The following is a 14,211-nucleotide window of genomic DNA, read 5'->3' as shown; positions in this document are numbered from 1 at the left end:
ATTTGAGACTTGGAGCTCGGATTTTCAAAACTGGTATAGCCATTATCTTAGCTATGTCTATCGCTTCTTTACTTCCTGATAATATTGGTCTAAAAACGTTAGCAGGTGTCAGTGCAGTAGTTGCCATGCAACCGAGTGTTTATCGCTCAATCAAAACTGTTTCTGAACAAGCTATTGGTAATGTGATTGGTGCATTACTTGCAGTAACAATGGTAACGATATTCAGTAATAATTTCATTATCATGGGCGTTACCGTTATTTTACTCATTGCAATTTTGTTCCAATTTAATCTTGCCCATGTAGCAACACTTGCAAGCGTAACTGCACTTATAATTATGGGGCAACACACTGGTTCTTTCTATGTTGTCGCATTTTTTAGATTTGTACTAGTGATGATTGGTGTATTGAGTTCTTCTGTTGTCAATCTAATTTTTTTACCTCCTAAGTTTGAAACAAAAATTTATTATAATTCTATGAATATTTCTTCTGATATATTTGTTTGGTTTAAACTTGTACTCAATGACACATCAGAATTTCATAATATTAAACAGGATGGTGATCAACTAAACTCACGCATCAATAAATTAGAAAAGATTTTCGACTATTACAATGAAGAAAGACCATTAACAAAAAAACATATTTATCAACAGAATAGAAAAAAAATACTATTTAGAGAAGTAGTTAGAACGACCAGACAAGCATATGAAGTGCTAAAACGAATGTCACGATATCAAAATGATTTATATCAACTAAATAATCAATTACTTTTACAAATCAAATTAGAACTTGATTCATTAGTTACTTTACATGAACAAATATTTAAGAGTCTATCAAAAAAAGCTAGATATGATGTCACTCAATTAGATTATGAAGTTGACAATCCTCAGAAGAAAAACTTGATGGATGCTTTTCAGCAAGAATTAATTAAAAACCCACATCAGACGCAATATTCTTATAGCAATATGATGCAAATTATTGCTGAAATTGAAGAATACAGATATCAACTTGAACACTTAGATAGAATCCGTTTAAGTTTCTTTACCTATCACCGTTCTGATACTGATATAGACATTTCAGATGAGGACTTTGACTTATAATAAAACGGTAAATCAGAATTTTATTGGATTAATCAGTGAAATTCTCCTAGTTAGCAGTTTTGATTATAGGTAAAATAGTTCTTATTTTTAATAACTGCCAACAGTACAAAAATGCCTGAGACAATAACAGTCTCAGGCATTTTCAATGTTATAAGTGCTTTATAAATTTTGAATACTATAAAGATGCTCATAAGCACCGCATTTATTAATTAATTGTTGGTGTGTGCCAGTCTCAACAATTCGTCCATTTTCCATTACAACTATTCTATCTGCATGAGTAATGGTAGATAGACGATGTGCAACAATTAATGTTGTTCTATCCTTACTTAAAACATCAAGTGCTTCTTGAATAATAGCTTCACTCTCTAAATCCAATGCACTTGTTGCTTCATCTAATATTAAAACAGGAGGATTATTTAAAAAGATACGTGCAATTGACAACCTTTGTTTTTGTCCACCAGATAATTTAACTCCTCGTTCTCCTACTTCAGTATCATATCCATTCGGTAAATTTGAAATAAAATCATGGGCATTCGCCATTTTTGCAGCTTCTACGACTTCATCATCAGTCGCATCAGGCCTACCCAACAAAATATTCTCCTTAACCGTATCAGAAAAAAGAATATTATCTTGTTGTACTAAGCCTATTTGATTCCTTAAACTACCAGTTAGGAAATCTTTAACATTATGATGATCGATAAGTATTTCACCTTGAGTAACATCATAAAATCTTGGTATAAGATTAATCAAAGTAGATTTTCCACCACCACTCATACCTACAAATGCTACAGTTTCGCCTTTGTTAATTGTTAAATTAATATCGTGTAATACTTCTTTTTCATTTTCATTATATTTGAAACTCACATGTTTTAAATCAATTTGACCCTTACTGATTTTAATTGGCTGTGCTCCAATGCCATTTTTGATGTCGTAATCCTCATCCATTAACTGAAATACTCTGTCCATAGATGCAAAACTTTGTGTAAGTGTAGTAAATGAAGATACTAGTCTTCTAAGTGGTCCAAATAATTGTTCTAGATAACCGACAAATGCTGCTAGAGTTCCGACAGTAATCGATCCTGTAATTGCCAAATATGAACCCACGCCAATCACAATTATTGGGCCTAAATCTGTAACAGTATTAATAGCAGCAAAAGAATATGCGTTCCATCTTGTATGTTGGAAGGCTCGTTGTAAAAAATTCTTGTTATGGTTATCAAAATTTTTAGCTTCATTGTCTTCAATAGCAAAACTTTTAATAACAGACATTCCTTGAACCCGCTCATGTAAGAAACCTTGTACTTCTGCTAGAGCTTGTGAGCGCACACGTGTAAGTTTTCGTAATCTTCCAAAGAAAAAATAAACAGTTAAAATATAAAATGGAAAAATAAAAATTGCAGCAAACGTCAATTTTACATCAAGGAAGAACATAATAGAAAGTGCGATAATAATCGTTATACAGTCAAGCCAGATATTCATCAATCCAGTAAGAATAAAGTCTTTTGTTTGTTCGACATCATTAATCACTCTTGAAATGACTTGACCGACTTGATTATTTGCATAAAAGCGAACACTTAGTGCTTGCAAGTGATTATACAATTGTTTACGAATATCATATAGTATTTTATTACTTGTCCATTGAGCTAAATATTGTCTAATAAACTCAATCGGCGGGCGAACAATTAAGAAAATAAATAATGCAATTCCTATTGCTACACCAAGGTGACTAAATTTTTCTTGATTTGTAAGCGAATGATTATTAATCACGCCATCTATAGCATATTTAATCAATAAAGGTATGAGCATGGGAATACCGAATTTAATAATCCCTACTATAATTGTTGCAATAATACGATATCTATAAGGTTTTACAAACTTTAAATATCGTTTTATCATGCGCCTTCCCTCCTAATAATTTGAAAATGAAGAGAGGTTGGCACATTGCATTTGTATACACTTTAAAAATAAAAGATACAAATGTTAATGTCTCAACCTCTAATACACGAAGACACTCTATTAGATATTAAGTTAGAAAGATGAACTAACAAATTACCGTTGTTGTTACACTTCATTTATGAATTTTTATAGATTACTTTTACAATATAAAATATTTTATTCTTATTTACATCTATTTTGCTTAATAATCTCTAATTTTTTTATAACGTTCTTTCCATACCTTTATAAAGTCAGGAGCAAAAGGCCCCTTTTTTTGTTCTATCCATTGTTGTAAAATATCAACATTTCTTCTTAAAATAATATCGATATCGTGTGGATAATTCATTTGGTTCATATGTTGCTCGTACTCATCTTCATCAAGTAAATGATATTTTCCGTTCGGATAAACTTTGATATCTAAATCATAATCAATATATTTTAACGCTTCTTCGTCACATGCAAAAGGCGAAGATAAATTACAATAATAATAAATACCATCTTCTCTAAACATACAAATAACATTAAACCAATATTCAGAATGAAAGTACACAATTGCTGGTTCTCGAGTAATCCATGTACGCCCATCACTTTCAGTTACTAAAGTGTGATCATTACCACCAATAATCACATGTTCCGTTCCCTTTAAAATTGTGGTTTCTGACCAGACACGATGAATATTACCATCATGTTTATAACTTTGAATCTTAATGTTTTCTCCTTCTTTAGGTATGGATTCCTTTACCATACTCCACACCACCTTTATCGTATTTAACCATTTAGATTATATCATATTTTAATATGCTTGATTAACCTATCATTTATAAGTGGCATTTGAGATTGATGTTTATAAATTAACCTTCAATAAACTTATATATTTTATCCATTGGTACGGGAAATGTATACTGCTCCCTATCATCTAAATTAAACCACGTCATTTGTTTAGGTAAATCATTTTCCTTTATATTAAGAGGTGCTGTAACATTGTATACTTTAATTTCCCATGTAAGATGGGTAAATTGATGCTTTAATTTAAATACTGGTTCGTTAATTGTTTCGATACTTTTTCCTAAATCATCAGATATCACATCGTTTGCATTTGTTTGTTCTCTCATTGGAAATTGCCACATACCATTAAGAAGTTTTTCTTTACGCTTTTCAAGTAAATATTGACCATTATCATTACGAATAAGAAAAACTTTTTGCTCAATGGTTTTCTTATTTAAACTTTTGGTTTTTACTGGTAATTCTTGTGTAGTCCCCATATGAAATGCCTCACAGTGTTCTTGAATAGGACAAAACAAACACAATGGTGATTTTGGCGTACATACTAACGCCCCTAGCTCCATCATTGCTTGATTAAATGTTCCCGCATCCTTCAACACATACGGGTGTAATTCTTGTTCGAATGCTTTTCGAGTGGACTGTAACTTTATATCACGATAGTCATTGTTTAATCGTGACCATACTCTAAAAACATTACCATCGACAGTTGCTAAAGGATGATTGAAAGCTATACTCATGACCGCCGCCTGAGTATATGGACCCACACCTTTTAACTTTTTAAATGATTCAGGATCGTATGGTACCTCACCATCATAATTATTATTAACTTCTTTTACGGCAGTATGGAAATTACGCGCTCTGCTATAATAGCCCAACCCTTCCCAATACTTCAGCACTTCATCTTCATTAGCTTCGCTCAACGACTGTATTGTAGGGAACCTATGTATAAATCTATAGTAGTAATCGATAACAGTGTTTACTTGCGTCTGTTGTAACATCACTTCACTTAGCCATATATAATAAGGATTAGTCGTTTCTCTCCAAGGCATATCTCTTTGATTTTTATGAAACCAATCTTCAATATCTTTTTTAAAAGAATTTTCTAGATACATAAAACCTTTCCTCTCTATTAGCTTCATAAGAATGTATTGTTAAAAGCATTCTTAAGTTCAACTTTAACATGACTCTATAATACATTACTTTGTATATGTTTATTTAAAGTAAGTTAATTTTGTTATTTCAACTTTTAGATTATAATATATATTAAATAAAGATGAAAAGAGTGAGCATTTATGGACACAGCCACACATATCGTTATGGGTGTGGGTCTTACAGCTTTAGCAACGCAAGATCCAGTTATGGCAGAATCATTTGCTGCTACTGCGACGACTTTAATCGCAGGTTCTTTAATACCAGACGGTGATACTGTATTGAAATTAAAGGATAATGCGACATATATTTCACATCACAGAGGAATCACACATTCATTACCTTTTACAATATTATGGCCTATATTAATTACATTTTTTATATTTGTAATATTTAGCCAAACGAATCCTTTACATGTATGGTTATGGGCACAACTAGCAGTGTTTTTACATGTCTTTGTAGATATTTTTAATTCTTATGGTACACAAGCATTACGTCCCATAACTAACAAATGGATTCAATTAAGCGTGATTAATACCTTTGATCCGATAATATTCATTATTTTAAGTACCGGTGTCTTATTGTGGATATTAGGTATTCACCCGTATATTGTTTTCTTTCCAATTATATTAATTCTCATAGGCTATTATATTGTAAGATTTAAGATGCAAGCAGCAATTAGAAAACAAGCACTCCAAAAAATTGAGCAATCGCATACACCAGTAAAAGTATTCGTAGCTCCAACAATAAAATTTCATGTATGGCGGGTCGCAATACAAACAGATAAGCATGATTATGTTGGTGTTTCCAAATGGAAAAATGTAGATTTCACTGATAAAGTTAAACGCCAGTCTATGACTCCTGATTCGATATTATGGAAAGTTAAAGGTAATAAAGATATATATACATTTTTAAACTTTTCTTCAATTTACCGTTGGCAAACTACACCATTAGATGATGGCACAACAGAAATTCGACTTATGGATTTACGATACTTAAATAAAGGTCGTTATTCTTTTGTAGCTATTGCACATTTAACACTTGAAAATGAAATTGATCACTCTTATATTGGGTGGGTATTTAGCGAAGATAAATTACAACGTAAATTATTTTCATAATATAATTGATTGTTACAAAATTCATATTAACTACGATGCTAACATTGGAGAAAACTTGATATAAAAGAATTTCAGTTTAGCCATCGACCGCCTATAAATTAAGAATGCCTCAGACTTTGATTGATGTCTGAGGCATTCTTAATTTAATAAAAGATTGTACTATTGTAATAACTTTATTGAACTATTTACTTATCTAATTTTACGTTTAAACATTCCTTTTCTTTATTCTTTTTTGAATAATTCTTTTGGTTAGATTGGTTTTGATATTTATCAAATGCTATGTGACGCACAAGCGCATAATTAATCACACAGATGATTCCAATTAAAATAATAATATATAAATGATAAGGTAAATTGCTCATGCTGATTGTACCAAATACTATAGCTTGCGAACTACCATTTACGAAATAATACAGAGGATTTAACATCATAATATGATTAACCACATTTAAATTTGTATTAGGGATGTATGTAATTGGAACCATAAAGAAGCTGATAGCACTTACTATAATAAATATCAGTTTTACATGTTTAATTGCATAACTCAGCAAGCCCAATATTATCGAAGTCACACTGATAAAAATTGCTAAAATTACTAAATAATATAAAAATGAAAGTATTGATGCTTCAAAATTCACAGGCTTAAGAATAATAATAACTATCCCCAGAATAAGTATTGTTATTAAACCTAACATCGCTATAACTATAGTAGGTGTAACTGCAGATATATGAAATGACTTCATGACAACGAAATCTCTGATATAGTACTTATAAGCTATATAAATAGATTGTATAATAATGCTGAATATGATGAATGATGAAATTCTGAATAACCAACGCACTTGAACAATATCGGTAGTATGGTTGAAATTAAAAAATCCCTCTAATGCTAGAATAATTACTAGTCCTATAATTAGGCTAATTGCAAACCACTTCCATGTTTGCTTAAGCCTTTGAGTACAAAAACTAAAAAGATGTGGTAAGTTTTTAATATATACAATTAAATTATCTATCATTTTCACACCTACAATTCAATATAAATCCATTTTTCTTCTTTCATATCAGCGATAAAATAACCGCTTCCACTTTTTGTAATCCATACATCTTTCGTGATATTAAATGTTTTTTTCAATTCCGTTTTATTTGTCATTGGAATAACAAATCCAGACAGTTTATCATTATCACCAAATATCATTTTTATAGGTTGTTGCGTGATCGGTACAACATACTTTTTATCTTTATCAGGTCTAAGCGTTTCTGTTACTTTATCATGTTTTTGATGTAAGTGACTGTTAAAGTACTCTACGTAAGTACTATAATTTGATTTTATATAAGGTGACAATTTCTTAAAAGTATGAGATTCGTATAACCCAGCTGGATTGAAATAAAACACTTGATTTTTACTAACACTATATCTCCTTTGATTCATTTCGACCCGATATCTTTTGTTATTTTCTCCAGTAATTGTAATTAAACTATACTTAGGTACTTTTAAATCTTTAGACCCGTTTAAAGTAACTGATCCATCTAATGCTAATCCATATGCAAGTTTTTCTTCGTAAGTATCTTTATTCTGATTCTGTATGGATGCTTGGGTATTAATGTTCCCTAGTTTGACCATACCTAAGTTGTTAAAGAAAAGTACGCTCATTAAAACAAGCCCAATCAAAAAGCTGACAAATAAGGTCCAAAATCTCACTAGAAATCTTGGTGGCTTAGCATGATTATAACGTTCTATTCTTTTAAAATTATAAGTCATTTCAGGAATACGAGAGCGATTCTGCTTCCAATCATAATCAAAGTTCTCAATTTCCATTTCTGATTTTAAACTAGTACGATCTTTTTCATGTTCTCTAAAAGTTGGTAATACCTGATTTAGAGAACCTTCCTTGCGTATCTGGCCGTGTGATACCCATGTTATGTAGTTACTTGTTTTACTTATCTTTTCTACATCATTATCAATTAAGACTAGTGTTTTATTAGCTTCAATATAATCTTTTGATAAAACTGTAGCTCTTTCTATAAATGTTTCATCTAAATGTGATAAAACATGATTTAAAATGATAATATCGTTTTTTGAAGAACGTGCAATACTAAGTAAAAGTTGTGCGTATGATTTTTCGCTTAAATTAGAAACCTTTTCTTCTATGTAATCACCTAAATGTGCCCATTGAATAATTTGTTCAACTTTATGCTCAGTTACTTCATAAGGAAAAAGTTGTACGAGTTCGCTCACATATTGGCTCACAGTTAAATTATTAATCTTTCGATCATCAATATCACCGAAATACAAGTTTTTAGTTCGGACGACCTTACCTTTATCAGGTTTCACTGAACCACTTAAAATTCTACCAATCAAAGTTTTAGAAGATCCAGGTTCTCCGATTATACCTAATGCTTCACCTTGATATATATGCAAAGAAATATTATTTAGGTTGATGTCCTCAGCATCATAACCTAATGGTCGATACCATTTTTTTGAATTATGATTTCTATAGTAATGTGTTACCTTGAGTAATTTTAAAACTATTGAGCTTCCCATCAATTATACATCCTTCTAAAATTTTAATAATGCTAATGGTAGACCTTCCTCAGGTTCACTACTGTTTATTCTAAATCCCCATGCAAATACACCCTTGAGTCGTTCTACTTTAAAGTACTGTTTACTACCATCATTGAGTTTATAGATTTTTCCAGGTTCAATTTTATTGCGATCCACAAGATAGCTTTCTGCTATAATCACTTTGCTTTGATAAACATCATATTCATTCATAATGCCATTCATCTCTGCTTTACGCATTTTTTCTTTAAATAATTGTATTTCATGTCTTAGTTCTTGCTCGGACATTTCACTCATTTTCTTTTTATTCATTAGATATACCGCTTTCTTCTAATTTAGATTTAATTTTATCATAATTATAGCCTTTTCTCATGAGTGCCTCTATGGTTTTAATAACACTTTTATCACTGTCATATTTTCTACAATTTTTATTATAGACTTTCTCTAAATCACGTTGCAATAAATGGTCTAATGTTTCTTCGTCTTGAGAAAAATCTATTTCATTCATAACTAGTTGAATTGTTTCAAACTTATATCCTTTTTGGAGAAGTGACTGTGTTACTTTTTGCTTTACCTTTGCTTCAGGACCCTTTTTAGACTTCATCACTTTTTCAGCAACTTTGATGACGTCATCTAATGGTTGTTGTTGTTCATATGCTTCGACATATTTTTCAATAATCGTAACTTCAATACCTAATTGATAGAGTTTTTGTCTATATATTTCTGGTCCTTTATCTGTAGTGTGTATCATGGTGTTTTTTAAACTTTCTGCGTAGTCTTCATGATCAATAAATTTTTCCTTATAGCAATAGTCAATGACATCTTGAATAGCATTACTTTGAATATCGTTTTTTTCTAAATACTGTATAACTTCTCTTTCAGTACGTTTCTTATAAGACAAGTATTGAATTGCAAGATTAACACCTCGACGGTAGTGATCATATTCTTGAATATTCTGCATATCTGACGGTTCAAGTATTTGATCTTTTTTTAAGTTAAATTTAACTAATGTATCAATATCTATCCCCATTTCAAATTCTCCATCTAAAAAGAGATTAAAGCGTTCTTTATTCTTTTTTTGTACTTCTATTTTAGTTACCTTTGGCATTTTACTATCCCTACTTCTATATTCAAACGTTTTTCTTACATATATTATGACACATCATTAGATGTTTCATAAAAGACTTTGAATTTTATATCCCTACTTTATGCACTAAAAAAGGAGTAAAACAGATTTCATCCTGTCCTACTCCTTTAAATTTATTTAGCTATCGACTCAATATGTTTTAAAAGATTGATATAATATCATAAATAAATGGTTAATAAAATATTGCTTCTATAAACTAATCCCATTATATTCATTCCATTTTTATTTGTTTAGTCGTTTAATTTCCAAGTTGAGACATAGCTTCTTGATATTGTGATTCACTAATAAAATTTTGTTGTTTCATTTTCTCTAAATTGGTTTTAACTCTATTGATGTAATTATTCGACATATCATTTACATCATACACACTTGGTGCATTTACTTTGCTTGCTAATATAGCACTTTGTAACACACTAATCTGACTCATATTTGAATTGTTTTTATCGACCGTTACACCAAAATAATGATTTGCAGCACCTTCTACAGTATATTGATTATCACCATAATAAATATTATTCATATAGAAACTTAAAATCTGATTTTTACTGTATTGCTTTTCAACTTTACGCGCTACAAACAATTCTTTGATTTTTCTTGTAAAGGATCGTTCATTATCGTAATAATAATTCTTTACAACTTGTTGCGTAATTGTACTTCCACCTTGCACATCTCTATCGCTAATAGTTGAAAACAATGCCCTTGTCGTTCCTTTTATATCAAAGCCATGATGTTTATAGAAACGCTCATCCTCCATTGAAATAAATGCGCCTTTTACATAGTTAGGCATATTTTCGGTAGCAACAAAATCGCTTTTATTTTCAATTGATTTTAAATCATCTACATTTGCTCTTGAAGAAATAAAGTACATGACACCAAAAAATATAATCAATAAAATTAATATAGTGATAATTGCTTTTAAGAAAATTCTTTTACTTTTTTTCTTTTTCGGTGGTTTCCCTATTGGTTGATAATATGTATTGTAATGAGGTCGTTGAGACTCATAACGTTGTTCAATATAATCATCCGTATATTTATCGCTTCTTTTCATGGGTTTTCTCCTTTTCTCAAACTCACCCTTTTAAAGTGAGTTTACCAATTGTTTAACCGTTTAGCTATAGTAAAGTTAAAAAATCAGTCCCAAGGTGTAGCAATAGTTCTAAGACTTAAGTACAGTCAAAAGTACAAATTATTCATTTAAACTCAAGTTGTCATTTCCAAGATATCATTTACCTATCAAAATTCAGTTTTTTATCATTTATTTAATGCCATAAAAAAGACTGTTGAAAAAGTCAAAAACTTTAACAACAGTCTTAATCAATAATTTAAAATCAAAATAATGAGTGCAGATTAGCTCATTATAAATACAATTTATGCTTCTAATTTTTTAACAATTTCTCTATTGAAGTCATCTAAATCATCAGGTACACGACTTGTTACAATGTTGTTGTCTACCACTACTGATTCATCTACAACATTCGCACCAGCATTTGATAAATCTTTGCGTACGTTAATAACACCCGTGATTGTACGTCCTTTTAAATCGTCAGTATCAACTAATACTAATGGTCCGTGACAAATTGCAAATGTTGGAACATCATTTTTAGTGAAATACTTAGCAAAAGTACCATAGCGACCTTCTTCATCACCACGTAAGTGGTCAGGTGAAAATCCACCAGGAATTAATAATGCATCATAATTTTCTGGTTTAGCATCAGCAATGCTAACATCTACAGTGACTTTCTCACCGTGTTTACCAACAACTTCATGGTTAGCTGTATCACCAATCACTTCTGTTTCAAATCCAGCATTTTCTAATGCTTCTTTAGGACTTGTTAATTCTATATCTTCAAATTCATCTGCTAGAATAATTGCTACTTTTTTTGCCATAATGTGACATCACCTTTCATTCATCTGTTTTTGAATCTAGATATAATATAGACAAAAAATTAGGGAGTTAAACATCTATTGCTAAATTTTTCAAATTAAAAAAGAGCTAAACTTATTAGTATTATTTACATTGTCATTCTCCAACCCCAACTTGCTTTGTCTGTTGAATTTCTCGCTGAAATTCTCTTTGTTGGGGCCCCAACCCCAACTTGCTTTGTCTGTTGAATTTCTCGCTGAAATTCTCTTTGTTGGGGCCTCAATACTAAAATATATGGAAACTTTTATGTATTAATTATTCAGTGGCTATACGTTAAGAAAGTCTAGGATTGTTATTGATGTCCTAGACTTTCTAAATAATTATTTTGAAACTTGTTTCACTTTTTCTTCCAACTGATCAAGTAAACCAATCCACTCATCAATATCTTCTACACGTACCTCATCCGGATTTACATGATCAATGTCTTCAATAAATTTGTTTAATCGTGTTTTAATTTGATCAATCGTTTGCTGTTCACTCATTAAATATTGGAACTCCTTTTTACTTGTATTTACTACGATAATATTATCCTAACAGAATTTGACAAAAAGCGATATAATCATAATAATATTCATTGTACATTTTGCACATAATCAAAACAAAGTAGATGGAAATTTTTTAATTTTAGGAGTAATAAATTATGATAATATCAAACAAATCCCCTATTTCTATCAACAATGATCCATGGGAAGCATATAATGATATTTTAGAACATAACCAATTAACATTAAGTAATATAGAATTTACAACTACAAATTTATGTAATATGCGTTGCAGTCATTGTGCAGTTGGTTACACTTTACAAACTAAAGATCCTGATCCTCTTCCGATGGATATCATCTATCGACGTTTGGACGAGATACCTAACTTAAGAACATTGTCTATTACAGGTGGAGAACCAATGTTTTCCAAAAAATCAATCAAAAACGTCGTTAAGCCTCTACTTAAGTATGCCAAACATCGTGGTATTTATGTTCAAATGAATTCAAATTTAACTTTACCTCAAGACCGGTATTTAGATATTGCAGAATACATAGATGTTATGCATATTTCACATAATTGGGGAACCATTCAAGAGTTTACTGATGTTGGCTTTGGTGCAATGAGAAAACAACCTCCTCTAAAAGCCAAGTTGAAATTATATGAGCAAATGCTTGAAAATTCCAGCACTTTATCAGACCAAGGCATGTTCGTATCGGCAGAAACAATGCTTAATCAAAGCACAGTCCCTTATCTAAGTAAAATACATAACGAAGTGGTAAATGACATGAAATGTAGCCGTCATGAGATTCACCCAATGTATCCATCTGATTTTGCTAGCCAATTAAATGTATTATCTCTTAAAGAAATGAAAGAAGCTATTCATCATTTGTTAGATATACGTGATGAAAACACATGGATGTTGTTTGGTACTCTACCTATCTATCCATGTTTAAATGATGAATATGATCAACATTTATTGCAACGTTTAAGAAAATCGAAGAATGTTACAATGAGAAATGACCCTGATGGTCGTAGCCGTTTGAATGTTAATGTATTTACTGGCGATGTTATTGTGACTGATTTTGGTGATGAAAATGGTACAATATCTAATATACAAAAGGATAAATTGACAGATGTATTCAACCAGTGGTTAAATACTGACCTTGCACAATCTTTAAATTGTCATTGTGCAGAATATCAATGTCTAGGTCCGAATGTTTTAGTTAAAAATATGTATTACCCAAATACTGATTTCAAGAAAAAAGAACAAATCATGCATCAACATCAAATATTTTCATAACAAAATTTTAGTATAAACAAACAGTAACCACCCTATGTTGTTTTCAACATTCATAGGGTGGTTACTGTTTTAATAAAAAGAAAAACTTTATTGTTAAAATTATATTATCTTATTATTTACATTAATTACTAAATTCTTACTTTTCGATATGTCTAACTCTAGATAAATATTCAATTGTATCTATACTTTCTTTACGACGTTCTTTACGTCTAGCAACACGTTGTGGCGCAGTTTCATGGAACCATTTTTCTACAGATGTTTCAGGTTCAACATCAGGTACTGATGTTGGTTTTCCATCACTATCCAATGCTACAAAAGTTAAAAAACTTAAAGCGGCCAAGTGGCGCTCGTTTTTATAAACATCATCAATAACAATTTGAACACATATCTCCATCGAACTTGTTCCTGCATAAGAAACCATTGCTTCATATGATAAAATATCTCCAGTTGTAATAGGTCTTAAAAAGTCAACAGAATCTGTTGATGCAGTAACAACTGGGTTGCCAGCGTGCTTCATAGCAGTAATAGCAGCTATTTCATCAATATTTGCCATTAAAGTTCCACCGAACATTGTGTGATGATGATTGGTATCTTGTGGATATACCTGTCTTGTTTTGATGCATTTAGCATCTGACATTTTTTTGCTTTTTCTATTTGTGTTAGCCATAAATCATAATCTCCCCAATTTATAATATTTAAACAAACTCCCAATTCA

14 protein-coding genes are annotated in these 14,211 nt (G+C 30.7%); 3 read left to right on the top strand and 11 right to left on the bottom strand.

Features of this window, described 5'->3' with window-relative positions:
* Positions 1–2: 2 nt before the first annotated feature.
* Positions 3–1,097 (top strand): FUSC family protein, encoded by a 1,095-nt coding sequence (locus tag FNL83_RS04775; RefSeq protein WP_002489695.1) that lies wholly within the window; start codon positions 3–5, stop codon positions 1,095–1,097.
* Between the two features lie 159 nt (positions 1,098–1,256).
* Here the strand turns inward: FNL83_RS04775 and FNL83_RS04770 are convergent, their stop codons facing one another.
* The 3 genes from FNL83_RS04770 to mutY all read right to left on the bottom strand — a co-directional run bounded on the left by FNL83_RS04770 (position 1,257) and on the right by mutY (position 4,927).
* Positions 1,257–2,993, bottom strand: a complete 1,737-nt coding sequence (locus tag FNL83_RS04770; protein WP_002489851.1) for an ABC transporter ATP-binding protein — start codon at positions 2,991–2,993, stop codon at positions 1,257–1,259.
* 241 nt (positions 2,994–3,234) lie between these two features.
* Positions 3,235–3,777, bottom strand: coding sequence for a nucleoside tri-diphosphate phosphatase (gene ntdP, locus FNL83_RS04765; RefSeq protein ID WP_001830384.1), 543 nt, complete (start codon positions 3,775–3,777; stop codon positions 3,235–3,237).
* Positions 3,778–3,883: 106 nt separating this feature from the next.
* Positions 3,884–4,927, bottom strand: a complete 1,044-nt coding sequence (gene mutY / locus FNL83_RS04760) for an A/G-specific adenine glycosylase (protein ID WP_001830413.1) — start codon at positions 4,925–4,927, stop codon at positions 3,884–3,886.
* Between the two features lie 180 nt (positions 4,928–5,107).
* On the opposite strand from mutY, the gene FNL83_RS04755 reads away from it, so the two are divergent.
* Positions 5,108–6,082 (top strand): metal-dependent hydrolase, encoded by a 975-nt coding sequence (locus FNL83_RS04755; RefSeq protein ID WP_001830424.1) that lies wholly within the window; start codon positions 5,108–5,110, stop codon positions 6,080–6,082.
* Between the two features lie 185 nt (positions 6,083–6,267).
* On the opposite strand, the gene FNL83_RS04750 is transcribed toward FNL83_RS04755, so the two are convergent.
* The 7 genes from FNL83_RS04750 to FNL83_RS04720 all read right to left on the bottom strand — a co-directional run bounded on the left by FNL83_RS04750 (position 6,268) and on the right by FNL83_RS04720 (position 12,195).
* Positions 6,268–7,098 carry a membrane protein gene (locus FNL83_RS04750; protein ID WP_001830426.1) on the bottom strand — a complete coding sequence of 277 codons (831 nt, stop codon included), beginning with the start codon at positions 7,096–7,098 and terminating at the stop codon, positions 6,268–6,270.
* An 8-nt stretch (positions 7,099–7,106) separates the two neighbouring features.
* The gene (locus tag FNL83_RS04745) at positions 7,107–8,624 is read right to left on the bottom strand and encodes an ATP-binding cassette domain-containing protein (protein ID WP_001830434.1); all 1,518 of its coding nucleotides are present in this window, start codon (positions 8,622–8,624) and stop codon (positions 7,107–7,109) included.
* A gap of 15 nt (positions 8,625–8,639) precedes the next feature.
* Positions 8,640–8,954, bottom strand: coding sequence for a YfhH family protein (locus tag FNL83_RS04740; RefSeq protein WP_001830430.1), 315 nt, complete (start codon positions 8,952–8,954; stop codon positions 8,640–8,642).
* A complete protein-coding gene (gene recX / locus FNL83_RS04735; RefSeq protein WP_001830417.1) occupies positions 8,947–9,750 on the bottom strand; it encodes a recombination regulator RecX in 804 nt (267 codons plus the stop codon). Before recX ends, FNL83_RS04740 begins: the two co-directional genes overlap by 8 nt.
* 277 nt (positions 9,751–10,027) lie before the next feature.
* On the bottom strand, positions 10,028–10,837 hold the full coding sequence (gene sgtB / locus FNL83_RS04730; protein WP_001830409.1) for a monofunctional peptidoglycan glycosyltransferase SgtB: 810 nt from the start codon (positions 10,835–10,837) through the stop codon (positions 10,028–10,030).
* A gap of 320 nt (positions 10,838–11,157) precedes the next feature.
* A complete protein-coding gene (locus FNL83_RS04725) occupies positions 11,158–11,676 on the bottom strand; it encodes a type 1 glutamine amidotransferase domain-containing protein (protein ID WP_001830414.1) in 519 nt (172 codons plus the stop codon).
* Between the two features lie 357 nt (positions 11,677–12,033).
* On the bottom strand, positions 12,034–12,195 hold the full coding sequence (locus FNL83_RS04720; RefSeq protein ID WP_001830395.1) for an SE1561 family protein: 162 nt from the start codon (positions 12,193–12,195) through the stop codon (positions 12,034–12,036).
* Between the two features lie 158 nt (positions 12,196–12,353).
* Between FNL83_RS04720 and yfkAB the strand changes: the two genes are divergently transcribed.
* Entirely contained in the window at positions 12,354–13,496 is a 1,143-nt protein-coding gene (gene yfkAB / locus FNL83_RS04715) for a radical SAM/CxCxxxxC motif protein YfkAB (protein ID WP_001830386.1), read from the top strand.
* A 136-nt stretch (positions 13,497–13,632) separates the two neighbouring features.
* On the opposite strand, the gene FNL83_RS04710 is transcribed toward yfkAB, so the two are convergent.
* Positions 13,633–14,163 (bottom strand): acyl-CoA thioesterase, encoded by a 531-nt coding sequence (locus tag FNL83_RS04710; RefSeq protein ID WP_001830371.1) that lies wholly within the window; start codon positions 14,161–14,163, stop codon positions 13,633–13,635.
* Positions 14,164–14,211: the final 48 nt, after the last annotated feature.

The sequence above is a fragment of the Staphylococcus epidermidis genome, from assembly GCF_006742205.1.
GTDB classification, from domain to species: domain Bacteria; phylum Bacillota; class Bacilli; order Staphylococcales; family Staphylococcaceae; genus Staphylococcus; species Staphylococcus epidermidis.
This window is presented reverse-complemented; position numbering and strand designations above follow the sequence as displayed.